We start from the raw sequence: 26,363 nt of genomic DNA, 5'->3' as shown, positions 1-26,363 counted from the left end.
TTTAATATTGGATTTTTTTGTTATTTCATAATTACTTTTTTAAATAATAACCAACATAATTAATAATATTATTTTTACTTAATTATTTTAGGAGAAAATATATGTCAAACAAAGAGATTCCTAAAGACTATGATTTTAAAAAAGAAAAAGAATGGGAGGCAAAATGGGAAGATGAAAACATCTACAAATACATTGGAGATGGATCTCGCCCTAGATATGTTATTGATACTCCCCCACCATACCCAACTGGTTCTATTCACTTAGGACATGTATTAAATTGGGTTTACATTGATATGAATGCAAGATACAGAAGACAAAAAGGCAATGATGTGTTGTTTACACAGGGATGGGATTGTCATGGTCTTCCAACTGAAGTAAAAGTGGAAGAAACTCATGGAATTAAGAAAAATGATGTTTCAAGAACACAATTCAGGCAATATTGTGTTGATTTGACTACTGATAACATTGCAAAAATGAAATCACAAATGCAAGCGATGGGTTATTCACAAGACTGGACTCGTGAGTTTGTAACAATGACTCCTGAGTACATGAGGAAAACTCAATATTCATTTTTGAAAATGTATGAGGATGGTTTAATCTATCAAGGAAAACATCCAGTAAATTGGTGTCCTCGTTGTCAAACAGCTATCGCTTTTGCAGAAGTTGAATATTCAGATAATACTACATTTTTAAACTATGTAAATTTCCCTCCTGCTGTCGAAGATTCCTATGATGATATTGTATCATCACAAGAATCCGGTAAGCAGGCTGACCCTAAAAGCGAAGGTATTTTAATTGCAACTACTCGTCCGGAATTAATGTCTGCCTGTGTAGCAGTTGTAATTCACCCTGAAGATGAAAGATACACTCACCTTTTAGGAAAATATGTTGAAGTTCCTTTATCACATCAAAAAGTTAAAATCATTGCAGATGAAGAAGTAGATCCTGAATTTGGTACAGGTGCAGTAATGATTTGTACATTTGGGGATAAAACTGACGTAAGTTGGGTTCAAAAATATAATTTGGAAGTCATTGATGTTATGGATGATGCAGGTATATTAACAAGTGCTGCTGGAAGATATGAAGGAATGGACTTACAAACCTGTAAAAAACAAACTATTGAAGACTTAGATAGTGAAGGTTACTTATTAAAACAAGAAGAAGTTGACCAGAATGTTGGCCAATGTTGGAGATGTAAAACTCCCGTTGAAATTCTTCTTAAAGAACAATGGTTTGTAGCAGTAAGAGATTTAATCGAAAAAACTAAAGTTGCAGCAGATGAGATGAGATGGGTACCTGACCACATGAAATCCCGTATGGTTAACTGGGCAGATTCCATGGAATGGGACTGGTGTATTTCAAGACAAAGGATATTTGCAACTCCAATTCCAGTATGGTACTGTAAAGACTGTGGTGCTGTAATCTTACCTGATGTTGAAGACTTACCGATTGATCCTACCGTTGACAAACCAAAACACGCTTGTGAATGTGGTTGTGAAGAGTTCATACCTGAAGTAGATGTCTTGGACACTTGGATGGATTCCTCAATTTCCCCGTTATCCATTGCAGGATGGCCTGATGAAGATTATGTAAATCATTTTCCATCAAATATCCGTCCACAAGGGCATGACATTATCCGTACATGGGCATTTTACACCACTTTGAGATGTATTGCTTTAACAGGTCAAAAGCCATTTGATGATATAGTAATTAACGGTATGGTATTTGGTGAAGATGGAAATAAAATGTCTAAATCAAGACCAGAATTCGTTGTTGGACCAGAAGAGGTTATTGAAAAATACGGTGCTGATTCATTAAGAACTTGGGCGGCTAACAGTGTTCCGGGATCTGATGTAATATTTGATTGGAAAGACATTAAACATGGATACAGATTCTTGAGAAAATTCTGGAATGCATTCAGATTTATTAGTATGCAAATCTTTGATGAAGAGGTTACATATGAAGATGTTAAAGATAACTTAGGTCCAATTGATTTGTGGATTTTATCAAAACTTAACAACCTAAATAAGACTGTTGATGAGGCATTTGCAGATTATAACTTTGCAGAAACAATTACATCAATTGAAAGATTCTTCTGGCATGATTTCTGTGATGAATATATTGAAGCCGTAAAATACAGATTATACACTGATGTTTCAGATGAATCAAGAAGGGCTGCAAAATACACCTTAAGAACAGTTGTTGAAACTTCTTTAAAATTATTGGCTCCAATCGCTCCGTTCTTTACTGAAGAAGTTTATCAATACTTCTCAGATGAATCAATCCATACTACTTTATGGCCTGAAGTTTATGAAGAATTAATCAGTGAAGAAATGGAAGTTAAAGGAGAAACTACTGTTGAGTTAATTGATGAAGTAAGGAGATTCAAATCAGCTTCCAAAATACCTTTAAATGCGGAACTTGCTGAAGTGAATGTCTACACTTCCGATGAATCATTGGTTGAAATCTTCAATGACTTTGAAGATGACATTAGGGGTACTTTAAAGATAAATAATTTGGCAATCAGCTCAGGAAAACCTGAAGTTCATGAAAAAATCATTGAAGTCGAACCGGACATGTCTCAAATCGGACCGACATTCAAAGGGGATGCTGGTAAAATCATCGGTTATTTAAAATCAACTGATGTTGATGAAATAGGTGCGGTTTTAGAAGAAAATCATGAACTTGCAATTGGCGAAATTGTAGTTCCAGAAGACATGTTGAATATCAAAAAAGAGATTGTTGGAGCATCTGGTAAAAAAGTAGATATCTTACAATCTGAAAACTTAGATATGATTGTTGAAGTAATTAGATAATTACTTCTCAAATTTTCTTTTTTTAAATTAACAATATTAATTAAAGTTTTAAAGCTTAATTAAGTTATTTCCTTATTAAAAGTATACTAATTGTATGTTGAAATAAGTGTTAATTATTCCATTTTTAAGATTAGCATTGCTATATCATCAGATAATTCTTTATTGTCACAGAATTTGTTGATATCTTCTTCAATGGATTTTATAATAGTACTTAGTTCATTATCCTTATTTTGATTTAATATTTTCTGCAGATTTCTTTCTCCATAAAAGATATCATTTCCATTGTTTGCATATGTAACTCCATCTGTATATAAGAATAATGTATCATTAGGTTTTATATGAATTGTATGCTCTTCATAGTGCATATTTTCCATTCCTGCTAAAAGTAAACCTGGTTTATCCTTCATAAATTCAAAATTACCATCATTTTGTCTAATCAATGGTTTTCTGTGACCTGCATTAACATAAGTGAATTTTCCAGTTTTTGTATTGAGTTTTCCAAGCAAACAACCAACAAACAATTCTTTAACGTTATCTTTACATAGTTCGTTATTAACCTCATATGCAGCATAAGATAAATCTGAATAATATGTAATATAATCTCTAATTAATGTCATGGCTTTTATCATGATTAATGTAGTTGACACTCCTTTTCCACTAACGTCACCTATTACAAATCCAATATTTTCATCATCTATTTTGAAGTAATCATAGAAGTCTCCGCCAACATCATGTGCTGCTTTCATAAATCCCCAAAGACTAATATTTTTATTTGCATTGAATTTTTCAAAGTCTGTTGGAATCATTGAATATTGGATTTCATGAGCTAATTTGAGTTCTGTTTCATATCTTTCTTTTTCTTTAGTCACATCTAACAAATTTGCACTGTAATCCACAAATTCTTTTTTCATATCGAGCAAAGATTCGGATAGGGATCTTATTTCGTTATTTACGGTAATTGAATTTAAGTTATTAACTAGATTATCAAAATCAACATCATCATTTATTTCCTCATATAGATATGCAGATAATTGATCGATTGGGTTTATAACTTGTTTTTCCAAAAAGTACATGTAAATAGATAATGGTATTAGAATGGCTAAGAAGAACCTGGCTAAAAGAACAAGGTAATTTAGGAATTCAGATGCAATACCATGTTCATAAATTCCAAGTGCTGTTAATGAGAATAACAGGAATGTAGGGATTATTATTAAAATAATGAATATTGAAACAAATGCTTTATAAAATATTGTAAGTTTTTGAGTATTGTTTATTTTAAATACATCCTCATCAAGTGGTTTAATTAAAAATATTGCGAACAATATTAAAATTAAAAATAAATTAGTATAATTTGGATTATTTATGGTTATTATTGAAAGAATTATTGCAAGTACGAAGGATAAATCATATATTCTGTCAGGCATGATTTTTTTAATTTGCTTTGGAGCATATACTGAAATATTAAATCTTCCAGCTAGCCCCATACCTAACACTAGCAAGATTAATCCTAATATAAAAATCATGTAATAAGTTTCAAGGCTTAAGCCGAAAATTTCATCAAATATTTGATGAGAGAATATGTAGGTTTGCAAAATCATAAATAATACAATAATTATTATCTTAGCAAAGCTGTAAAAACTGTTCATGTTAGGTATTTCAAAGCCTCTTTTAGACTTTAACATATACCATAATTTCCAAGGCATTATTCCTAATACGAGGATGGATGAGAAACTTAATATGATTACTGTAGCATTACTCATATCTAAGACTAAAATCCAATATAAAAGTTCAGCTATGGTAAATCCTAATACTGAATAGGGTCCTAATAATAGACTTAATAAAAGTAAAGCGGATAATTCTAAATGAATATAATTATGATCAAACCATATGTATCCAATTAAAATAAGGATTATATTTAGTGCCATGGAGAAGAATACAATAAATTTTGGTGATTCGAAAAGTTCTTTAATATTCATTTTCTACCCACCCATTATATTTTATAATTAGCATTGTTGTATCGTCAAATTGTTCGCTGTTATTACAAAATTTATTAATATCTTTGGTAATTTCATTTATTATATCATTTAATTTTTTATTTTTATTTTCATTGATTATTTCTTTCAAACGATTTTCACCATAGAATCCATTATAATTATCATTTGCTTCAGTAACTCCATCAGTATATAAAAATATCATATCTCCAGCATTTAAATCAATTTCATGTTCGTTATAGTGGATTCCTTCCATTCCACCAATGACCAGATTTGGATGGGTGTCCAAGTATTCAAAATCATCGGTATCATGTTTAATCAATGGTTGGTTGTGCCCGGCATTTACATAGGATAATTTTCCAGTTTTTAAGTTTAATTTTCCAAGCCAGGTTGTTACAAATAATTCTTCGTCATTTCGTTCATAAGCTAAATTATTTACTTTTTCAATCACTTGTGATAAATCTTCATCGAATTTTGTATGATTTTCGATTAAATACATTGTTTTAACCATGAATAATGTTGATGGAATTCCTTTACCACTAACATCGCCAATGACAAAATATACATTGTCTTCATCGATTTTGAAATAATCATAAAAGTCTCCTCCAACTTCTCTTGCAGGTTCCATATAAGCATATATTTCAAATGATTCATTTTTTGATAATTCTTCGAAATTTTTTGGCAACATATTTGATTGTATATGGCTTGCCACATCAAATTCTGTTTCAAATTTTTCTTTTTCAGAAGTTGTTATTTGGAGTTGATTTAAATTATTTCTAATCTTATCATATAATGTTACAAATGAGTTAACTAACAATCCAACACTATCATCATTTGTTATGTATTTTTTTAATTTATGAACTGATTCAACTTTATTTTTAGTTTTAAAGTAATTATCTGCAGTATGTATCATTTCATAAAGTGGATTAGTTATAGTTCTTTCAACGAATCTGATATAGATTAATGAAACCAGTAGGATAAACACGCATGTGAATGAAAGAATAATTAAAATTTGATATGATGGATCCATTTCAGGAACATATGATAGAATTAACATGGTGAAATAGTTGAAGTTCAATACTATTGTCAAAGTAATAATAATTAAGAAAATCAATATCATTTCCTCAATAATTGAATAATTGTCCTTTGTTGGTTCAACTGTCACATCGAAAGTATTAATGTATAACAGTATTGAAGTAACTATTGTAACAAAGAAGAAGAAATACCTTACAGATTTAATATTCATAATAAATTCTTTAAACAGGAAATAACCTACACATATTAAAAGCACTGCTAAAAGATATTTCTGATTAATATTAATTTTTGAAATTCTCTTTTTAGGAGTTTGTAAAGGTATTTTAAGAATATTAAAAGAGCTAATAAGCAATAATCCGAATATTATGGTAAACGTAATAATATTCAACATGTATGGTACATTAAAGTCAACATCCGAAATGGAATAGGAATAACTTAGATTATGGAAAAGTGAAAAGGAAATGACTAAAAATGAAAAGTACACAATTGAAATTAATATTGTTATGGATAAAAATTTAATAATATTATAAGTTGAATTAAATCTAGGAGAATCATTTTTATTCCTATTAAATGTAGTATACCATAATCTATATGTCAATACTGAAATAAAATATGTAATTGTAAAATCGATTAAAGGAGCGGGTAGGCTAATTCCTTCAATTAGTTCTCCCGTTAATGTTGCAAATGCAAAACCCAAAGCTCCTGTTGGACCAAACATTAAACCGAATATTGGACCAAGAGCTATATCGGCATATATGAAATATCCACCGATATGTTGAACCTCAAAAAGGTAGTTAAATATCAATTCCACAACAAATGTGAAAATGAAAATAAACTTTTTATCAGTAAACAATTTTTTAATCTTTGAGGAAACCATCAGATATTATCTTTATTATATCGGTATATATAATCTTTTTTGATTTACTTTTCAAAAATGTTAGTATTTTATAGAACAATTTTAAATTTTATTTGCAAATTTAATCTTTTTGCCAATTCTTTTAAAAAATTTTCAACTCTGTTCTTTTTTTGCACTAAATTACAGAGGTCATGATTAAATTGGAAATTTAGGTTCATGGATATATTTATATATCTTTAAAAATTTAGAATTAATAGTGTATATCTTCAGTTGGTAAAATTATGAATTTATTAAGTAACGATAATAAATTATTAAATTCCTTTTTTAAAAACTATTTATTCGGAACGGTAGTTGCTGTTGTATGTACTATTCTAACAGTTATTCTAAACGGAATAATTATTGGTAATTTTTTTGGAAAGCTTGGTCTTGCAGCATTCGGTTTGGCAATGCCGATTATTTATGCTAATTTGGCAATAGGCTATATTTTCTCATATGGAGGTTCTATAGTTGCATCTAACAATATGGCTGATGAAAAAAGGGTAAATAACAACTTTTCAGTGACATGTATTGTTGCAGCTATTGTTGGAATAATATTAACTGTTTTATTATTATTCTTTTCATCAACTGTTGCTCAGATATGCGGAGCTTCTGGCGAATCATTTAATGCAACAGTATCATTAATGAAAGGATTGTTTTTAGGAATTTTGCCAACAATGTTTTTTTATATTTTTGTAAATTATTCAAGAATTGATGGATATCCATCATTAGGTCTTTATGCTGGTTTAATATTGTTTTTATTAAATCTGATTTTGGATTTGGTATTTGTATTAATATTGAAAACAGGTATTTTTGGAATTGGACTTGCAACCGCATTAAGTGCTTTAATTACAGTATTATTCTTATTAGGTCATTTTCTTTCAAAAAAAAGTTCATATAAATTTCAAAAGAATTTAGAATTTAAGATGGAATTGTCCCAAATTATTAAATCAGGTCTTCCAACTGCTTTAAATCAGGTCTATAATATGCTTCGTACAATAATTACAAATAATCTGGGGGCAATGGTTGGTGGAGTAATATTTTTAGGCGCCCTTTCTGTACAAGCTAATGTTTATACATTGTTATGTGGGTTAGGTGTTGGAATCGGATCAACTACCATGGCATTAGGTGGAGTTTTTTATGGTGAAAATGATAAAACACATTTGGAGCAATTATTGGAAATATCAATTAGGTATGCTTTAGTCCTAATTTCTATTATTTCAATAATCTTGTTTATTTTTGCTCCTTATTTTGTTTATATATTTGGGGATAATCCTGAAGTGTATGGCACAGCAATAAGGGGCCTTAGAATATTCGCATGGTCGCTACCGTTTTCTGGGTTGTGTTTTATTTTATTAAATTTTTATAATGCAACACAACAGCTGAAAATTGCCAATTATATAAGTTTTGCCCATAGTTTCCTATTCCTGTCAGCATTTGCAGCCATATTTTCATTTCTGATTGGTGGGGATGGTATTTGGATAAGTTTTATTTTGTGTGAAATTGTTACATTGCTTAGCATACCTTTCTTAATTAAATTGAAAACTAAAAAATTCCCTAAATCGTTAAGTGATTTTGTCATCGTAGATAAAAATGAATTTCCATCTGAAGACACTTATATGGTATGTGTTGAATCGGAAGAAGAGCTAATGGACATTGTTGAGAATATTGATGAAAAATTGAAGGGTAATGATTTAGATAATAAAACAAAATTGAAAATACAATTAATCCTTGAGGAAATGGGTACTGCTATTTTTACCCATGCCTATAAATCTAATAAAAATAAATATTTAAATATTAGAATTCTTTATAAAAATACTGATGAAGTTATTATTTATTTCCAGGACAATGGAGTTCCTTTTGACATTGAAGAAGATTACTGGAATAAAAAAGAATTTTATGAAATTAAGATTGTCAAAAACTTTTCACAGGATATTGATTACAATAATAATCTTAAATTAAATAACAACAAGATTATCATTCCTAAAAATTAAATTGGTGAATTTATGGATATAGTAAAGCAAAAAGACGGAAAAAAATTAGACATAAAAGTGATAGGTAGATTAGATACAAAAAGCGCTCCTGAACTCAAAGAAGAACTAAAAGATAGTTTAAATGATGTTGAAGAGTTAACTTTTGATTTATCTGAATTAATCTATATTTCAAGTGCAGGGCTTAGAATAATATTATCTACTCAAAAAACAATGAATAAACAGGGATCTATGAAGGTAACCAATGTTCAAGATATTGTTATGGAAGTATTTGAATCAACAGGATTTGTAGATATATTGACAATCGAATAATTCTGAGGTTGGATAATGGATATTAGCAATATCGATATTTCTAAATTGTCCCTTTCGGAACAATTTTATTTAAAATGTATTTCACAGGGTGTTAAAGTTCGTGAATCATTAGATGTCATGACAAGGAATCCTATGAAATATAATAAAGATTTATTGATGAAAATTCTTGAGGATAACAAAGAAACAGAGTATGGTCAGAAATATGATTTTGCAAATATAAAAAGCATTGAAGAATATCAAAATAAGGTCCCTATAACAGATTATGATAATTATGCGGAGTATATTTATAGAATGACCGAAAATGGAGAAAAGAATCTATTAACCTCCTATGAAATAATTCATTATGCAAAATCATCAGGAACAATGGGAAATCCTAAAAGGATACCTACCTCTTCTCTTAATCAAGAACTTAATTTAAAATATAATTATGCTTATCTATTTAATTTGTTTGCTGAAAAAGTAGGTATTGACTGGATTAAATATCCATTTTTAAATTTAACTGAACTTTCCATATCTACATTGCCTTCTGGCGATACTTATGGGTCTATTTCAGGTAAACTAATGGCTGGTTTTGGTGATAAGATATGTGAATTTACAACATCTCCAATTGAAGCCTTAATGCCCGATATTGGAACAAATATTCGTTATATAAATGCACGTTTCGCATTAGTCAATCCAGATATTTCATTTACAATAACCAGTTTTGTTAGTTTGTTTTTAGAAGTTTTACGATTCATTAAAGGCAATTGGGAACTGTTGGTTAATGATATTGAAAATGGTACAATTGATGAATCCATAAAAATGTCTGATGAAGTTCGTGAAAGTCTGCTTGAAAAGATTGAACCGATGCCCGAAAGAGCGGAAGAACTTAGAAAAATATTCAAGCAAGGTTTTGATGAGCCTATTGTTCCTAAAATATGGCCAAGGATGTTGCTTCTTATAGGATGTGGATCTGGAGGGTTTGCGAGTTATCTTGAAAAAATAAAAGATTTCACAGGGTCTGACTTTAATTTTGCATTATTAGGATTAACTGCATCTGAGGGCATATTTTCACTTTTCACTGAATTGAACAATTTTGATGCAATTCTTATACCTGACAGCATGTTTTATGAATTTTTACCATTGGAAGCGGATGGTGACTACAGTAAAATCGTGACTATGGATAAGTTAGAAGAAGGAAAAGAATATGAAATCATTACAACAAACCTGTCCGGATTTTATCGTTACAGGATAAAAGATGTTGTTCGTTGCATTGGAAGGTATAATGACACACCAATAATTGAATTTTTATATAGGCTAGACCAATGTTTATGTTTAACCGGTGAGAAGGTTAATGAAGAAAACTTAAGGGAGGCAGCATATAAAACTGAAAAGAATTTTGGGTTTGATTTAATAGATTTTTCTGTTTATGCAGATTCTGAATCTTTTCCTATGAAATACGTTTATTTAATGGAAGTTGAGGATTTACCTAGAGGTGTGACAAGAGAAATCATTCAGGAAAAATTGGATGAGAATTTCTGTGCAACTGATCCGGTTTTATGCAATAAAATTGATAAGGGGTTACTTGGCAAAACAGAACTTCATTTATTACAACCTGAAACTTATCTTTTCTATAAGGAGTTGAAAGTTGCTAGGGGAATTTCTCCGGCTCAAGTTAAACCCCCTAGAATCTTAATTGATGAACAGGATATTAATTTCTTCAATGTTTTAATTGATGACGAATTAAATGAATTTAAAGAATTAGATATGAATGAGATTATTTTAAAATCTAATTTAGATGACTTAAACTCACTTTTATTGGAAATTGAAGAATTACTTGAAAATGAAAGGATTTCAACAAAATCAAAATTGCAATTGGAGTTAATTATTGAAGAATTATTTGTAAATATTTGTAATTATGCATATGAAAAAGAAGGAAATATAAAAATTCAATATGAACTTTTAGAAGATCCTTTAAGGATAATTATGAGTTTTATAGATAATGGGGTAAAATTTAATCCATTAAATAAAGAAACTCCTGATTTGTCTCTTGATGCGGACCAACGAGAGATTGGAGGATTAGGTTTAACAATAGTTAGAAAAAACGTGGATAAAATCGATTATAAATATGAAAATAATCAAAATACTCTAACTATTGAAAAGATATTTTAGTTGTTCAAAATTCATTGTAGGATCGAATTTATTATTCTCCAATAATTTAATAAATTAATGAAATAAAAGTTTATATAATGGAATTCATGGCATAAAACATAAGTTTAATATCTTTTTGGTATGATAAAATGATTCTTAAGGTTAAAAATATTTCAAATATTGGTGGGGTTGTTAAAGCACCACCATCTAAAAGCTATTCACACAGAGCTGTAATTCTTGCATCTCTAGCTAAAGGTACTTCAAAACTATATGATATGTTGTATTCTGAAGACACATTAGCTTCAATTAGGGTTTGTAAAGCTTTAGGGGCTCAAATTAATCAAACTGATGAGTATCTAGAAGTTGTTGGAACTGGTGGAAAATTACATAATTCATCAAAAACTCCAATTGATTTGGCTAATTCTGGAACAACATTGAGATTAATGGCTTCCGTTTCAGCGTTAAGTGATAATGAGGTTACATTGACTGGTGATGACTCTTTAAAGACAAGACCAATGGGACTGTTAATGAATGCTTTAAAACCTTTGGGAATAAATACAAAATCTTTAAATGATAATGAAAAAGCACCAATATTAATAGAACCGGGTTATGAAGGGGGTGAGACTAACATTTATGGAAATGTTAGTTCACAGTTCATATCATCAATTTTAATTTCATCACCTTTGTCAAAAGAGGGTGTAACATTGTATGTTTTACCTGAATTTAAATCAAGGCCTTATGTGAATATGACATTGGATATCATGAGGAAATTTGGTGTAAAGTCTCTTAAAGGTTATTACCTAAAACATGATAACTGCGATAAGGAAGTTCAAAGTTGCAGAATTGACGAATTTAAAATTACAAAACAGGATTATGTTGCCTGTAATTATACTGTCGAGGGAGATTACTCTTCAGCATCTTACCTTTTGGCATTAATAGCTATTAATGGTGGAAAGGCCAAAATCAAAAACTTGTTTAGAAATTCAAAACAGGGTGATAAGGTAATTTTGGACATACTCCAGAAAATGGGTGCTACAATCATCCGTGGGGATGACTATGTTGAAATAGGCTCTGATGGAAACCTGAAAGCTATTGATGTTGATTTGTCAAATGCTCCCGATTTATTAATTACTGTTGCAGTGCTGGCCGCAATGGCTAAAGGTACAACCAACATCACAGGTGTCGCTCATGCAAGAGTTAAGGAAACAGATAGGATTGACACCACCTGTCGTGAATTAGAAAAATTGGGCTGTGAATTGGAAGAATTTGAAGATGGGATGAGCATAACTGGAGGAGTAACTTCTGGTGTTGTAGATTCACATGGAGACCACAGATTAGCTATGGCATTTTCTTTAATTGGTCTTAAACATGACATCAAGATTACAAACGGGGAAGTGTTTGATGTTTCTTTCCCGAATTTCATTGAAGCAATGGCAGAATTAGGATTTGAATTGGAGTTAGAAAATGAATAAGGAAGAAAGGGTAATTCAGTTAATTGAAGATTTGGAAAGTATTTTTGAGATTAGAACATTTTTAGACCATGATCCGTATAAGGTATTGATTAGAACTATTTTATCTCAAAGAACTCGTGATGAAAACACTGATCAAGCTACTAATAATTTATTTGATAAATATCCTGATATTTATGCGGTTGTTGATGCTCCAATTGATGATGTCAAGGAATTAATCCGGCCTGCGGGCTTTTACAATGTTAAGGCGGCTAGAATTCAGGAAGTTTCACAAATTTTAATTGACCAATATGGCGGTGAAGTCCCAAACACAGTTGAAGAAATGGTCAAGCTTCCAGGTGTAGGTAGAAAAACAGCAAATTGTGTCATGGTTTTTGCTTTTGAGCTTCCAGCTATTCCTGTTGATACTCATGTTCATAGAATTTCCAATCGTTTGGGATTAGTAAATACAAAAAATCCTGAAGATACAGAAGTTGAATTATGTAAAATTGCTCCTAAAGATTTGTGGATTAAATTAAACGATTTGATGGTCCAATTTGGTCAAAATATTTGTAAACCTATGTCTCCTCAGTGTGAGATATGCCCATGCACAGAAATTTGTGACTATTTTTCAGAAAATATTTAGTTTTACCAAAACCTTTATAAACTAAAACAATGTTATATAACAATAGTTATTATAACAGATGTTATACTAACTTGAATCTAACCCCTTTTAAATATGTCGTTATAAATAAATTAATAATAAGGAGAAAAAATTATGGCAAATATTCCAGAATTAAAAAGAGGAGTATTGGAAAGCATTACTGATGCTATCGGAAATACTCCAATCGTAAGATTAAATAATTTAACAAAAGACTTAGAAGCAGAAGTAGATGTAAAGGTTGAATCATTCAACCCAACAGGTAGTGTAAAGGACCGTGTTGCAGTTGCAATGATTGAGGATGCAGAAGAAAAAGGTTTACTCAAACCGGGTGCTACAATCATTGAACCAACAAGTGGAAACACTGGTATTGGTCTTGCATTTGCAGCAGCAGCAAAAGGTTATAAATTAATTATCACCATGCCTGAAACCATGTCTATTGAAAGAAGGAAATTCGTAAGTGTTTTAGGTGCTGAAATTGTTTTAACTCCTGGTGCAGATGGAATGGGTGGAGCTATTGCAAAAGCTAAAGAATTAAATGAAGAAACAGAAGGTTCTATTATCTTAGGTCAGTTTGACAACCCTGCAAACGTAAAAATCCACGCTGAAACTACTGCTCAAGAAATTTTAAGAGATACTGAAGGTAAAGTTGATATTGTAGTTGGTGGTGTAGGTACCGGTGGAACAATTACTGGAATAGGTAAAATCTTAAAACAAGAAATTCCAGATGTTAAAATTGTTGCAGTTGAACCAAAAGACTCTCAAACTTTAGGAAAAGGTGAAAAAGGACCTCACAAAATCCAAGGTATTGGTGCAGGTTTCGTTCCATCAATTTATGATGATAGTGTAATCGATGAAATTATTCCCGTTGAAAATAAAGATGCTGGGGATACTTTACTTGCACTTGCTAAAAAAGAAGGTATATTTTCAGGTATATCATCTGGTGCAGCAACTTGGGCTGCTCTTGATTTAGCTAAAAAAGAAGAAAACAAAGGTAAAAGAATAATAGCTATCTTACCTGATAATGGTGAAAGATATCTTTCAGTAGATTGGTTATTTGAATAAGAATAATTATATATACCATATGTTATAATATTTTAATTGTAATACTTTGGGGTATATCATGTTTGATAATTTAAGGAGTGAAATTAAAGCTATAAAAGAGAAAGACCCTGCAGCAAGGTCAACATTAGAGATTTTTCTATGTTATCCGGGGTTTTATGCTTTATTATTCCACAGAGTCAGTCATTGGCTTTGGAATCACTCTTTAAAACTCTTAGCACGTATGAATTCCAATTTAGCCAGATTCCTCACGGGTATTGAAATTCACCCTGGTGCAACATTCGGTAAAAGAGTATTTATTGATCATGGTATGGGTGTTGTTGTTGGTGAAACTGCAATTGTAGGTGATGATGTATTGATTTATCAAGGAGTAATCCTTGGAGGAACCAGTACAGAAAAAACCAAAAGACATCCGACTGTTGAAAGAGGAGTTATTATAGGTGCAGGTGCTAAAGTAATGGGGAATATAACAATCGGTGAATATTCCAAAATTGGTACTGGTGCTGTTGTGCTTAAAGATGTTCCTCCTGAATCAACATGTGTGGGAGTTCCTGGACGTATTGTTAAACGTAAAGGTGTTTCTCACAAAGAAGTTGACCTTGATCATGGTAAACTTCCAGACCCTGTTGCCGATGCAATTAGGACTCTTGAAGAGCACCTCAAAGAAAATGATGAGCGCTTTAAAATATTATTCGAAAAACATGAAATTTGTTTTGCCGATGATATTAGAGACGAACAAGAAGATTTAGAGGATTTGTTTAAAAAATAGAAGGGATTTTTTATGAAACCACCTTGTGAAATCGTAGTTTGGTATGTAATACCGGCCATTAGATCAGAATTAGCTAAAGAACTTTTAAATTTGGGCATGAGACAAAAAGATGTTTCAGAACTTATGGACATTACCCAACCAGCAGTATCTCAGTATATTACTGATAAACGTGGTAGTGGAATTAAGCTTGATGATAATGTTAGGAAAATGGTCAAAGACTTTGCTAAAGAATTGGCTGAAGGAAAAGCCACAAAGGCTCAATTAATTGGAAGAACATGTGCTATTTGTAAGCATGTTGAGACTGCTGATGTTTTAAATCAACTTAATATTGACAAGTCTGAACTTGGTGAAGATTGTCAATCTTGTTTGGGTTCTGAAGCAAGTAAATGCTAAAATATTGTAATTTATAGTAAAGTATTTAAACTATTATATACTAATAGTTTATTATACTGTTATTTTAATGGCAAGTTTACCGAGTGGCTTAGGTGTGTGGCTGCAGACCATAATACGGGGGTTCAAATCCCTCACTTGCCTTTACTTTAGATTATAATTACTTTTTTTGCGAGGTTATTTTTTATGGACGTTTATTCAACATTAACTCGTAGTAAACAGACTTTTGAAACTATTAATAAAAATCGTGTTAACTTATTTGTTTGCGGTCCTACTGTTTATGATGATGCTCATATTGGGCATGGAAGGACTTACATTTCATTTGATACAATTAAAAGATATTTGGAATATAAAGGATATGCAGTATTCTATATCCAGAATATCACTGACATTGATGATAAAATCATTAACAGGTCTAAAGAGAGTGGAATTCCCGCAAGTGAGTTAGCTAGGAAATTCGAAAAAAGATACATTGAAGACATGACCAAATTAAATGTCACAGGTGTTAATTTATTTGCAAGAGCAACTGATCATGTCGATGAAATATTAGACCAAATTCAAAGATTAATTGATAAGGGTTTTGCTTATGAAACTGAAGATGGGGTTTATTTTGAAATCGATAAATTCCCTGAATTTGGTAAACTTTCAAACAGAAATGTTGAAGAGTTAGAATCTCACAGAGACATTGCAGAAACCACAAAGAAAAATCCACAGGACTTTGCGCTTTGGAAAAAACGTGTTGGAGTGGATGAACCTACATGGCATTCCCCTTGGGGAGATGGAAGGCCTGGATGGCATATTGAGGACACTGCAATTACAGAATACTACTTTGGACCACAATATGATGCTCATGGTGGAGGACTTGATTTGATTTTCCCACACCACGAAGCAGAAATCACTCAAATGGAAGCGGTTTCAGGCAAAGCTCCAATGGTTAAATTCTGGTTGCATACTGGATTTTTAAATGTAAATGGAGAAAAGATGTCAAAATCTTTAAATAATTTCATTACAATTCGTGATTTACTTAAAGATTATGAAGCTGAAACTTTTAGATTCTTTGTTTTATCAACCCATTACAGAAGTCCGATTGACTTTTCTAAGGATTCACTTCACCAATCCGAAAAAAGTTTGGATAGAATCAGAAAATACTATGAACTTTTAGATGTGGAAGTTAGTGAAGAATTCAATTCAGATTATGAGGTATTATCCAAATGGAAGAAAGAGTTCTTTGATAGTATGGATGATGATTTTAATACTCCAAAAGCTATTGCAGCAATATTTGGATTAATCAATGATTCTAAAAATGAGGTGGATGATTTATCAGATGAAGATAAAATAGCTATTAAAGCATTTTTAGATGATGCTTCACATATTTTTGGAGTTAGTTTTGAAATTGAAGAAGTAAATGCTGGAAGTGATGATTTACTTGAATTAATTTCAGAAGTAAGATCTGAATTAAGAGCAAATAAACAATATGATTTATCTGATAAAATCAGAGATAATCTACAATATTTAGGTTATGAGATAAATGATTAGGAGAATTTTCTCCTCTTTTTTTTGTTTTAACATCCTCTAGAGAAGGAGGATTTTTATTTTTTAACTGAACTTTTTTTTAAGTTGATGACTATTACAGTTAGGGTTTACTTGTTAATAGTTATTTTCATGTCTTTTTATAGATATATTGATTTAAAGTATTTTTTTCATGTTTTTTTGAGTTATACTTTTTGATTAGTGAATAAATACTCTTTATAGTAGTTTATGATATTAAACTTAGCAGTTATTAAAGAAAAATGGATAGGAATGATTAAAATTAAAATATTGTGGATGAAATTAAAATAATTGAGATAAATAAATAATGGTTAACTTAAAATATGTGAAAAGAGAAATAAAACAGAAAGTGTTTGTTAACAATGCAAAAACTATATATTACAACAAAAAGAGAAATTAAAAGTAAGATATAAATTATTTAATATATCTAAGATGTGACAGAAGTTAGTCATGTTGCTATAATTAAAATTTCAATTAATTTGGAGGATAATAAATATGAATGAAACAATTAAGGAACAGTCTTGGCTTCCACTAATAATAGTGGCTTTGGCTTCCTTTATTATAGCTTTGGACGCTACATTCATGAATGTAAGTATTTCTCAGGTTGTTGCTGATTTGCATACTGATGTGAGCACCATTCAAGCGACCATGTCGTTTTATACTCTCATCACTGCCGCATTCATGTTGCTCAGTGCCAAGCTTCAGGACATAGTCGGTAAAAAGAAACTGTTCTTAATCGGTACTGCCCTTTATGGTGTCGGTACATTGACTGCAGCAATAAGTTGGAATTCTACAATCTTATTTATCGGATGGGCTGTAATTGAAGGTGTTGCTGGAGCATTAATGTTGCCTGCAACTGTTTCAATTATCAGTGGAACATATTCTGGAGAAAGACGTACAGTTGCTTTGGCAATCGTTGGTGTTATGGGTGCGATTGCAGCTGCTATCGGTCCACTTTTCGGTGGGGTCATGACAACATTTTTAAGTTGGAGATATGGATTTGCATGTGAATTAATAATTGTTATTATTATTTTAGTATTGCAGGGTAAAATACCTGATTTCGCACCTACTGAATCTAGAAGCGATTTGGACACTACGGGTGCTGTAATTTCATTTATAGGTCTTGTTTTGTTAGTGCTCGGTATTTTATCACTTACTAAAGATTTCAGCTCTAGTATAATTGTAATAATTGTGGGCTTGATTGCCTTAGCAGGATTTGCATGGTTTGAACTCAGAAGAAAAAGGAATGGCAAAGTGCCGTTGTTTGATGTTGAACTATTAAAAGATAGAAATTTACGTGTGGGTACCACAGTTATGTTATTGGCTTATCTTTCAATGGGAGGTGCATTGTTTGCAGTTTCCCTGTTCTTGCAAAGTGTATTGCAGTTAAATGCATTCAATACTGGTTTGACCACACTTCCGTTGACTGTGGGTCTGCTTATTTTTGCAGTGTTAGCTCCAAGTTTATCTGCAAAAATGGGTCACAAGAAACTCATGGCAATAGGATGTATAATAGCAATCATTGGATGTCTATTGTTAAGCTATCAATTTAAAATGAATACAACAATGATGGATTTAATGCCAGGAATGTTTATAATGGGAGCAGGGCTTGGTTTTGCAATGGCTTTAAGTGTGGATGTTGCATTACTCAATATTCCTCCTGAAGGTCAAAATAACGCATCAGGTCTTACTTCAACAGGTCAGTCATTAGGTGAATCAATGGGTACAGCAATTATCGGTATTATCCTAATTCTTGGAGTATTAGGTGGTATTTCTCATGCAGTTGATGTCTATGCTCCAGACTATTCCGGAAATGAAACATTCCAGTTAGAAGTATATAATAGTTTCCAATCTGTAGATACTGTAAACGATGCTCAATTGAACAGTACTGTTGTGGATATCATAGATATCATTATCCAGGATTCCATGGCATTCGTAATGCAGGTAACGGCCATCCTGATGGGTATTGTCTTTATCCTGACATTGCGGCTGCAGGATAAAAAGGTCAAAAAACAATGAGAGTTCATCTCTCATTTACTTTTTTTTTATTTCTTGTTTTTTCTTTTTCTTTTAAATGTTTTCTAATTTTTTTCAGTCACTGTCAATATTTGTTAAAGAACTGATAATTAATAATAATATTTTTTTAAATTTAAATTATTTATATTATAAAACACAATCTTTAATTAACATATAGTTGTTTTATCATGATTGCAATAGTCATTTTATAAAATCAACTAAATGAGGGTTCTAGAAAATATTTAATTCATTAAATGTGTAATCTATGGATAATAAAAAAATTATTATTACTGGAATAATATTATTTATCATTGTAGTGGGGGTTATTTTTGTAATGTTAACCTCAGTAAACTATGAACGAATTGAGATAACACCAAATGGGACAAGCATAGAAGTTCCAGCCAATCAAACCAACTATAATGGTGAAGTTGAAAGTGCCAAAATTTGGAATTGGGACAATGGAATATTAGTTACATATAACAGCCATGAGGATGACAATATTATCAAAGTAACGGAACTAGGCTTTAATACACTGGTTGACTTGATAAAATCCGGGGAAAAACAAGATTTTGATGGATTTACAGGTTATGTAATAAATGCTGATGAATTATTGGAAATCCATATATTTGATATAATTAAAGTAAATTACATCGGCAAATTCTATTGCATACCATTATCTAATGAAACTACTCACGACAATATTTTAATCTGTTGCAACGACAAGGACATGGCAATTCACATGGCCAAATCAGTAGAGTACAAAAATGTTTATCCAGGCAATGATTTAGACATAACCCTGTCCAATGTAGAAAACATAACTGGAGATTTACAGTCTCTAGCAAATGATTATACAAACAATAGTGATTTAAGTGAGGTTAAATCCACAGTTGAAGAAAAAACAGGAGTTAATTTAGACGATGCTAAAACTACAGTAGAAGAAATCACTGAAAAATTACCTATATAATTGAAATTTGAAAAAATAAGGAACTGGCGATTACTATGGAAATTACTAATGAAAAACAAACCCCAAAAAGAAACTTAAAAAGAAGTTTAATAGTATTTATTGGAAATGTCCTAGGAATATATTTGATATGTTTTTTAGGTTTGGGAGTGGAAGCTAACTATCTTGATGACATAATACTTTTAGTAATATTTATCAGTATAATTAATGCAGTACTCTGGCCTCTTTTAACAAGAATTGCAATGCCTTTTTTAGTTTTAACCTTTGGTGTAGGTACATTAATATTGAACGGGCTATTACTTCAGATTTTCGCACCATTATTTGATATAGAAATTAAAGGTGCTGCAATGATTCTCGCCCCATTGGCTATGGCGGCCGTTACAACTATATTGTCATCATTGATAACAATTGATGATGACAGTTCATATTACCGGTCTGTTTTAAGAGATGCGCAAAAGAGAAGAAAAAATGAGATTAAAGATTATCCTGGTGTAATAATTGTTGAAATTGATGGACTTGCTTATGAAGTTTTATGTGAAGCAGTCGAAAGAGGAGACATGCCTAACATTAAAGCAATGATTGACAGTAACGATTACAATCTGAGAATGTGGGAAACTGACTTGTCTTCCCAAACCGGTGCAAGCCAAGCGGGAATCCTTCATGGAAATAATGAGGGTATCGTTGCATTCAGATGGATTGAAAAAAGCAATGGTAATCAGATGATGCAATGTTCTGGAATTAGTAAAGTGCCAGAATTAGAACAGAGAATTTCAGATGGAAATGGATTGCTTGTGGATAATGGAGCAAGCAGATCAAATTTATTCTCAGGAGATACTGATAATGTAATATTCACATTTAGTAAAATAATGGACTTTAAAAAGTTATACAATAAAGCATGGTATTCAGTATTTTCTAATCCCAGCAATTTTGCACGTATAATTGCTTTGTTTCTTGCAGACATTATACGTGAAATCTGGTCACAAATCGTCCATTCAGTAAAAAACATTAGGCCAAGAATAAAACGTGGAATAGTCTACATTCCAACAAGAGCAGCTACAAATGTATTTATGAGAGAAATTAATACTTCCACATTAATCGGAGACATGATGGTTGGAGATGTTGATGTTGCATACTCAACATACTTGGGTTATGATGAAATAGCGCACCATTCCGGAGTTAGAGATAATGATGCATGGTTTGCCTTAAGAGAAATGGATAAACAAATCAAACATTTAACTGATGCGAATAAATATTGCCCTAGGGAATATCAGTTTGTCATTCAATCAGATCATGGTCAAACAAATGGTGCTACATTCACCCAGAGATATGGTGAAACATTTGAAGACTTTGTCAAATCATTACTTCCTGAAGACATGTCTATATTTGCAAAACTGAATTCAGATGAAGACCACTTTGCAGGATCTTCACCATTTTCAAGAGACAAGAAAAAAATAAAAAAAGAAGAAAAAGAACAACAAGAATTAAGTGATCATGAAGTTATCGTATTGGCTTCAGGTAATCTTGCAATGATTTATTTGACACAATGGAGTCAAAGATTAACCTACGAGGAACTTAACAACTTTTTCCCTGAATTGATACCAGGTCTCATAAACAATGAATATGTCGGTTTTATTTTAGTTAAATCCCAAGAACATGGTGATTTAGCTATTGGAAAAAATGGAACTTACTTCCTTGACAGTGGTGAAATTGAAGGTGAAAATCCTCTTAAAGGATTTGGTGACAATATTGTAAGACATTTAAAAAGAACCAGTTCATTTGAACACACTCCTGACATTCTAGTTAACAGTTTTTATGATGAAGAAGCTGATGAGGTATGCGCTTTTGAAGAATTGGTTGGAAGCCATGGTGGAGCCGGTGGAGATCAATCCAAACCATTCATTTTATACCCTTCAAGTTGGAATGTTAGTGATGATGAGATAATTGGTGCAGAAAATATCTATAAATTATTAAAAGATAATTTAGCGGAATTAAAAAAATAAGTTTTGCATGATTGTAAATTAATTAACATTTGCATCATATAAAATACCTGCAAAAATTAGAAGCATGCAATAAGATATTGGAATTGATATAATCCATATCTTATTCTTTACTATTTTTAATCTTTAACTATCCCTATGAAACTGAAACTTGGTTGACATTAAGGCAGATATTTCTTAATTAAAAACTTACTTTTAATGAAGTCAATGTATATGGGTAGTTTAAATTAATATTAATTTTTAATAACTTGTCATTAATGTGAAAGTTGGTTTATTAAAATCATAGTTATTAGGTACTTTTTGTTTTAATTAACATTAAAATCAATATGGTGTTGGTAATTGTTTCACTGACATATGATTATTAGACAACATTTAAGCTAAAAATATTGATAGCAGTATAAAAAAAAGAAAAAATGGTTTAATGTTATGCATCCGCATATAATAAACCAATAGCTCTGTATAAAAACAACATTATAAATGGCACTCCGACAAACATGCCTATGAAAACGCCAATATATGGAATCAATCCAATCAGTCCGATGACAACTGCCAAAGCCAATGCAATTATATAGATTACAATCAATGTAACTATAATTTTTACAAAACCGACGTTTGACATGTCTTTTAGTATTTCTTTGAATCTTAGACCTTCGGTTCCGCTTCCGGATTTTGCAAATCTGACAAGTCCTGTAAATGACATCAATGAAAATATGATAAATAAGATAATTGCAACAATTAAAGTAACGGTTAATGCATTGGTGAATGTGTTCATTGTTGATTGGGGAATTGCTGATGTTATCATGGTCAAATTGCTCGCATCATTAGCTATAGCATCAGCACTGGCATATATGATTTTAGTGAATGATGAAAACAGTCCGCTTGCGGAAGCGACAATTAGAACAATGATTAAAGGTATAATGAAATAGATTATCTCTAAAATCAATGCTTTAATACCAATTACAAATTGTTTTACATAATCAAAATCAGGAAGTGTATCATCGCCTTCAGTTCCACCTTTAATGACTTCAACTGAGTACCCTAAAACTACAAATGATACGATTAAAGTCACAAGACTTAAAATGATGGTTAAAGTGTTATTATTAAAGCCATAGGATGGAAGAATTGTTGATAAGTTCATTAGAATAATTAAAACACAGAATATTAAAAATTTTCGAGTATCGCTAATAGGATATTTAATAGAGTCCATTATAATTTCACGTAGATTCATATTTATCACATAATTTAACTGTTTGACAGATATATATTTTTAGATAATAGTATTTAAAATTTAAAGTATGTAACAACTAGCTAATTAACAAAAACGTTCGGTTGTTTACAATCAACGAAATTGCCATAATCTTAATATATATGATTAATATAAATCATTAATAAAGAGGCATAATATGAACAAAAAAATAGTTACATTGATTCTTGTTATATTAATTTCCTTTTGCTTTTTAAGCATTGTTGTTGCAGACAATACTCTACATGATGATAACAATGTTGCAGATCATGACAAAACAATCGATAATAAAACAGTAGATAAAAATAAAACAATCGATAAAGACAAAAAAGTCGATAAAAATAAAACAACTGACAAGAACAAGACAACAGATAAAAACAAAACTGATGATAAATCCAAAAAGAAATATATTTTAGCTAAAGGAAATGGAAATGATATTAAATTTAGCGATGGTTTTAGAGGATTTATTCTTGATTATTCAAAATCCCCTGCAAGTTCAGGAGATGAATTCAAACGTGTCTCTACATCAAAGGTCAGCAATTCGAATACGCTAAAGTTGGCAATAATCGAATGCTATAAACAGGATTCAACAGGTCAGATTGGAAAAATAATGGCAGATTTTGTAAAAACTGGATCCTCAAATACCAAGGTGGGTGAAGCGGTTGCGGCCTCACACGAAAAAGTAAGTGACCATGAAGTCGTTAAAATACACGACCATACTGAAGCTGTTTTTGATTTTGAAGTTTTAAAATCTGTATCTGGTAATGAATCAAATTATTTCGCATATAAAGTATCATTTAAAACCATCAATGATGATGAAAAAGATATAAATCAAACCAATAATTTAACTAATGTAACAAATACAACAAATCTTAATACAACAAACGTTACCAATACAACCAACATTACAAATATAACTCAGCAAATCGATAATGAAACAAATGCCACATTCCTAAAGAATTTATATGATTATTTGGCTTTCCTTGTTAATGGACTCTATGACTCCTGGAAACCTATTATCGACACATTAATAAATGATTTTCTAATGATTACCAATGCTCTGGAAGAATTGGCAAATCTGTTTGAAGGCTATATGATGGAAATTCAGTCTTTGATGGATGCTCTTGGACAACTTATAAAGATGCTTGAATCAGTATGGAAAGAACTTGAGGGAATTTTAAAATTATTGGGTGTTCTATTGACTGCTATTCAACAGCTTTTAAACTTGATTGGATCCCTATTAAATTTTATTGCTGGACTTATCTCCGCATTAATTTCATTTATACAGCAACTTTTAGGATGGCTATTTAGCTTAATAGGTTTCATTTTAAATCAAATCATGTCCTTAATTCAAGCGATTTTAGACTTATTAAAATCAATTGGCAGTTATTTGATTAATGTTATTGAAAATGCAGGAATTATAATAATCTCATTTGTGATTATTGTAATTGGAGCACTTGTTTACAACAGAATAAGATAATTTTCATCTTATTCCTTTTTTTTTATATTATTGTGCAACAAGGATACAAACAGAAACATGACTAAAACGACTGTTGAAGGAAATGTAGTTTAAGATTATTTTATAAAAAATATTAAATAGTATATAAAAGATATTTATATGTAAAAAGCTGTTGCTTTTTGAATTTTCATATCTTTCACTTGAAAAAGTGAGCATAACAAAATTGGGAGGAAAAAATATGGAATCTAATAAAGTGTCCGGAATATTATCAATAATTTTAGGATTAATTTTTATAATTTGCCCTATTTTTAGTTCTGGACTAGTGTCCATCTTGATTGGAATAAGTTTAGTATTCTTAGGTATAGCATCAATACTAATTAAATTTTCAGCATTAAATGTTATTATTGGAATCCTAGCTATTATATTTGGTTTATTATTCATATTCAACATTGATGCATTATCATTCCTTTTAGGATTACAATTCTATATAATAGGTATTTTACTAATTCTATTAGGTATTGCGGGCATATTTGCAGGAGAAGGCGTATCAAAAATTGCTTCAATATTGATTATAATTTTGGGTATTATATCATTTGCCCTTGGTGGATTCTCAATAACTAACCCACTTTTTGCTGCAATTCTTATAGGTGTAGCCCTAATCGTTCAAGGTGTTAGATTATATATCTTAGAATAAAAATTAAGCAATCTTTTGATTGCTTTTATTTTTTTTAAAATTTGATGGTGAGACATGAACTCACTAATTTTAATTTTTTTTTTTACTTATTTTTCATTTAATTTTATGCACTGTTAATCACAGTATAGTATTAGGAATATTGAACTTTATGTTGTTTTTATTTATGGTTTTAAGATATAATTTTATTAATCAGACTATATGTATGGATTTAGGTAAATTGGTTCCAAAAGACTCTTGGTGTTATTTTATTAAATAGGCAATCAATAATATTGATAGTTCAGAAGCAAACCATGAGTTTTCTGACACGCTTTTTATTGTTTATCTTCATATTTGTTTAGGCTAGTTTTAATGGTAGATGATGAGTGAACAAGGGCAATGAAATAAAAAAATAAAAAAAGAGATAATAGTTTAAAAACTTAAACTATCTCTGAATATAATAGTCCAAGAGCTCTATAAGTAAATAATGCTATGTATGGTACTATTATAATATTAAGAATTGATAACATTACTAAATGATCGAAAATTAATGTTAAAACAAATTCAATACACATGACAATCACAAAAATTAATAGGGATAATAAGAGTAACTTACCTATACCAATTCTTGTTATGTCTTTTGCTGCTGCATAAAGATTTAAAGCTTTTTTCAAACTTCCGGTATGTGCTAATCTTGCTTCGGACATTGCCTGGAAGAATGAAAAGATTAAAAATACCATCATGCCTGCGGAAAATGTAATGGCTATAGAAACAAATAACGGGAATGAGTACATATATATTGCATCTGCAACAGTAGCCTCCCCCATAAGAATAGATGGGGCCTGTAAAAGTATGGCCTGAATAATATCCCAAAGGTAGCCAAAAACATTTGTAATTAATGCTAAAAATAGAATGACTAATATCGGAACTATATAGTAGAATATTGTGATAATTATCTTACTAAAACCAAGG

Annotated in this window: 19 protein-coding genes and 1 tRNA gene; 16 read left to right on the top strand and 4 right to left on the bottom strand. The window is 30.8% G+C overall.

From position 1 onward, the window contains the following. The first annotated feature begins 101 nt into the window (after nt 1-101). Nucleotides 102-2,816 carry a valine--tRNA ligase gene (locus ACKI32_RS00770; protein ID WP_407412772.1) on the top strand — a complete coding sequence of 905 codons (2,715 nt, stop codon included), beginning with the start codon at nt 102-104 and terminating at the stop codon, nt 2,814-2,816. A gap of 113 nt (nt 2,817-2,929) precedes the next feature. Here the strand turns inward: ACKI32_RS00770 and ACKI32_RS00765 are convergent, their stop codons facing one another. Together ACKI32_RS00765 and ACKI32_RS00760 are read right to left on the bottom strand one after the other, a co-directional pair. Continuing rightward, on the bottom strand, nt 2,930-4,792 hold the full coding sequence (locus ACKI32_RS00765; protein WP_407412771.1) for a PP2C family protein-serine/threonine phosphatase: 1,863 nt from the start codon (nt 4,790-4,792) through the stop codon (nt 2,930-2,932). Beyond that, entirely contained in the window at nt 4,782-6,719 is a 1,938-nt protein-coding gene (locus ACKI32_RS00760; protein ID WP_407412770.1) for a SpoIIE family protein phosphatase, read from the bottom strand. The genes ACKI32_RS00765 and ACKI32_RS00760 overlap by 11 nt, the downstream gene beginning before the upstream one ends. Nucleotides 6,720-6,979: 260 nt before the next feature. Between ACKI32_RS00760 and ACKI32_RS00755 the strand changes: the two genes are divergently transcribed. The 13 genes from ACKI32_RS00755 to ACKI32_RS00695 all read left to right on the top strand — a co-directional run bounded on the left by ACKI32_RS00755 (nt 6,980) and on the right by ACKI32_RS00695 (nt 22,022). After that, entirely contained in the window at nt 6,980-8,728 is a 1,749-nt protein-coding gene (locus tag ACKI32_RS00755; RefSeq protein WP_407412769.1) for an MATE family efflux transporter, read from the top strand. 12 nt (nt 8,729-8,740) lie between these two features. Further along, a complete protein-coding gene (locus tag ACKI32_RS00750; RefSeq protein ID WP_407412768.1) occupies nt 8,741-9,037 on the top strand; it encodes an STAS domain-containing protein in 297 nt (98 codons plus the stop codon). Between the two features lie 15 nt (nt 9,038-9,052). After that, a complete protein-coding gene (locus tag ACKI32_RS00745) occupies nt 9,053-11,188 on the top strand; it encodes a GH3 auxin-responsive promoter family protein (RefSeq protein WP_407412767.1) in 2,136 nt (711 codons plus the stop codon). A 128-nt stretch (nt 11,189-11,316) separates the two neighbouring features. Beyond that, entirely contained in the window at nt 11,317-12,639 is a 1,323-nt protein-coding gene (gene aroA, locus ACKI32_RS00740) for a 3-phosphoshikimate 1-carboxyvinyltransferase (RefSeq protein WP_407412766.1), read from the top strand. Further along, the gene (gene nth / locus ACKI32_RS00735) at nt 12,632-13,261 is read left to right on the top strand and encodes an endonuclease III domain-containing protein (RefSeq protein WP_407412765.1); all 630 of its coding nucleotides are present in this window, start codon (nt 12,632-12,634) and stop codon (nt 13,259-13,261) included. The genes aroA and nth overlap by 8 nt, the downstream gene beginning before the upstream one ends. Before the next feature lie 132 nt (nt 13,262-13,393). Further along, a complete protein-coding gene (cysK, locus tag ACKI32_RS00730; RefSeq protein ID WP_407412764.1) occupies nt 13,394-14,341 on the top strand; it encodes a cysteine synthase A in 948 nt (315 codons plus the stop codon). A 58-nt stretch (nt 14,342-14,399) separates the two neighbouring features. Then, the gene (cysE, locus tag ACKI32_RS00725) at nt 14,400-15,107 is read left to right on the top strand and encodes a serine O-acetyltransferase (protein ID WP_407412763.1); all 708 of its coding nucleotides are present in this window, start codon (nt 14,400-14,402) and stop codon (nt 15,105-15,107) included. A 12-nt stretch (nt 15,108-15,119) separates the two neighbouring features. Continuing rightward, complete coding sequence (locus ACKI32_RS00720; RefSeq protein ID WP_407412762.1) at nt 15,120-15,500, top strand: transcriptional regulator; 381 nt, start codon at nt 15,120-15,122, stop codon at nt 15,498-15,500. 69 nt (nt 15,501-15,569) lie between these two features. Beyond that, nucleotides 15,570-15,641, top strand: a tRNA-Cys gene (locus tag ACKI32_RS00715). Between the two features lie 42 nt (nt 15,642-15,683). After that, a complete protein-coding gene (gene cysS / locus ACKI32_RS00710) occupies nt 15,684-17,033 on the top strand; it encodes a cysteine--tRNA ligase (protein WP_407412761.1) in 1,350 nt (449 codons plus the stop codon). 507 nt (nt 17,034-17,540) lie between these two features. Then, a complete protein-coding gene (locus ACKI32_RS00705) occupies nt 17,541-19,064 on the top strand; it encodes an MFS transporter (protein WP_407412760.1) in 1,524 nt (507 codons plus the stop codon). A gap of 262 nt (nt 19,065-19,326) precedes the next feature. Then, the gene (locus tag ACKI32_RS00700; protein WP_407412759.1) at nt 19,327-20,025 is read left to right on the top strand and encodes a hypothetical protein; all 699 of its coding nucleotides are present in this window, start codon (nt 19,327-19,329) and stop codon (nt 20,023-20,025) included. A 35-nt stretch (nt 20,026-20,060) separates the two neighbouring features. Continuing rightward, nucleotides 20,061-22,022, top strand: a complete 1,962-nt coding sequence (locus ACKI32_RS00695) for a phage holin family protein (protein ID WP_407412758.1) — start codon at nt 20,061-20,063, stop codon at nt 22,020-22,022. A gap of 421 nt (nt 22,023-22,443) precedes the next feature. Here ACKI32_RS00695 and ACKI32_RS00690 read toward each other — a convergent pair whose 3' ends face one another. Next, complete coding sequence (locus ACKI32_RS00690; protein WP_407412757.1) at nt 22,444-23,247, bottom strand: DUF4013 domain-containing protein; 804 nt, start codon at nt 23,245-23,247, stop codon at nt 22,444-22,446. A gap of 175 nt (nt 23,248-23,422) precedes the next feature. Here ACKI32_RS00690 and ACKI32_RS00685 point away from each other — a divergent pair, with 175 nt between their 5' ends. Beyond that, on the top strand, nt 23,423-24,742 hold the full coding sequence (locus ACKI32_RS00685) for a hypothetical protein (protein WP_407412756.1): 1,320 nt from the start codon (nt 23,423-23,425) through the stop codon (nt 24,740-24,742). 217 nt (nt 24,743-24,959) lie between these two features. Next, entirely contained in the window at nt 24,960-25,415 is a 456-nt protein-coding gene (locus ACKI32_RS00680; RefSeq protein WP_407412755.1) for a DUF308 domain-containing protein, read from the top strand. Nucleotides 25,416-25,831: 416 nt separating this feature from the next. Here ACKI32_RS00680 and ACKI32_RS00675 read toward each other — a convergent pair. After that, nucleotides 25,832-26,363, bottom strand: a 532-nt coding sequence (locus tag ACKI32_RS00675; protein ID WP_407412754.1) for a DUF4013 domain-containing protein, incomplete at its 5' end; no start/stop codon positions are given.

The organism is Methanobrevibacter sp., from assembly GCF_045611865.1.
Taxonomy (GTDB): domain Archaea; phylum Methanobacteriota; class Methanobacteria; order Methanobacteriales; family Methanobacteriaceae; genus Methanocatella.
The sequence above is the reverse complement of the archived record's forward strand: the minus strand, read 5'-3'. Positions and strand labels throughout refer to the sequence as shown.

What these genes read in the sequence shown, in the direction of transcription:
- aroA (WP_407412766.1), top strand. Translation starts at nt 11,317, where the DNA reads ATGATTCTTAAGGTTAAAAATATTTCAAATATTGGTGGGGTTGTTAAA.
- ACKI32_RS00765 (WP_407412771.1), bottom strand. Translation starts at nt 4,792, where the DNA reads ATGAATATTAAAGAACTTTTCGAATCACCAAAATTTATTGTATTCTTC.
- ACKI32_RS00720 (WP_407412762.1), top strand. Translation starts at nt 15,120, where the DNA reads ATGAAACCACCTTGTGAAATCGTAGTTTGGTATGTAATACCGGCCATT.
- cysE (WP_407412763.1), top strand. Translation starts at nt 14,400, where the DNA reads ATGTTTGATAATTTAAGGAGTGAAATTAAAGCTATAAAAGAGAAAGAC.
- ACKI32_RS00700 (WP_407412759.1), top strand. Translation starts at nt 19,327, where the DNA reads ATGGATAATAAAAAAATTATTATTACTGGAATAATATTATTTATCATT.
- ACKI32_RS00755 (WP_407412769.1), top strand. Translation starts at nt 6,980, where the DNA reads ATGAATTTATTAAGTAACGATAATAAATTATTAAATTCCTTTTTTAAA.
- ACKI32_RS00695 (WP_407412758.1), top strand. Translation starts at nt 20,061, where the DNA reads ATGGAAATTACTAATGAAAAACAAACCCCAAAAAGAAACTTAAAAAGA.
- ACKI32_RS00770 (WP_407412772.1), top strand. Translation starts at nt 102, where the DNA reads ATGTCAAACAAAGAGATTCCTAAAGACTATGATTTTAAAAAAGAAAAA.
- ACKI32_RS00760 (WP_407412770.1), bottom strand. Translation starts at nt 6,719, where the DNA reads ATGGTTTCCTCAAAGATTAAAAAATTGTTTACTGATAAAAAGTTTATT.
- ACKI32_RS00690 (WP_407412757.1), bottom strand. Translation starts at nt 23,247, where the DNA reads ATGAATCTACGTGAAATTATAATGGACTCTATTAAATATCCTATTAGC.
- ACKI32_RS00705 (WP_407412760.1), top strand. Translation starts at nt 17,541, where the DNA reads ATGAATGAAACAATTAAGGAACAGTCTTGGCTTCCACTAATAATAGTG.
- ACKI32_RS00750 (WP_407412768.1), top strand. Translation starts at nt 8,741, where the DNA reads ATGGATATAGTAAAGCAAAAAGACGGAAAAAAATTAGACATAAAAGTG.
- nth (WP_407412765.1), top strand. Translation starts at nt 12,632, where the DNA reads ATGAATAAGGAAGAAAGGGTAATTCAGTTAATTGAAGATTTGGAAAGT.
- cysK (WP_407412764.1), top strand. Translation starts at nt 13,394, where the DNA reads ATGGCAAATATTCCAGAATTAAAAAGAGGAGTATTGGAAAGCATTACT.
- ACKI32_RS00745 (WP_407412767.1), top strand. Translation starts at nt 9,053, where the DNA reads ATGGATATTAGCAATATCGATATTTCTAAATTGTCCCTTTCGGAACAA.
- ACKI32_RS00685 (WP_407412756.1), top strand. Translation starts at nt 23,423, where the DNA reads ATGAACAAAAAAATAGTTACATTGATTCTTGTTATATTAATTTCCTTT.
- ACKI32_RS00680 (WP_407412755.1), top strand. Translation starts at nt 24,960, where the DNA reads ATGGAATCTAATAAAGTGTCCGGAATATTATCAATAATTTTAGGATTA.
- cysS (WP_407412761.1), top strand. Translation starts at nt 15,684, where the DNA reads ATGGACGTTTATTCAACATTAACTCGTAGTAAACAGACTTTTGAAACT.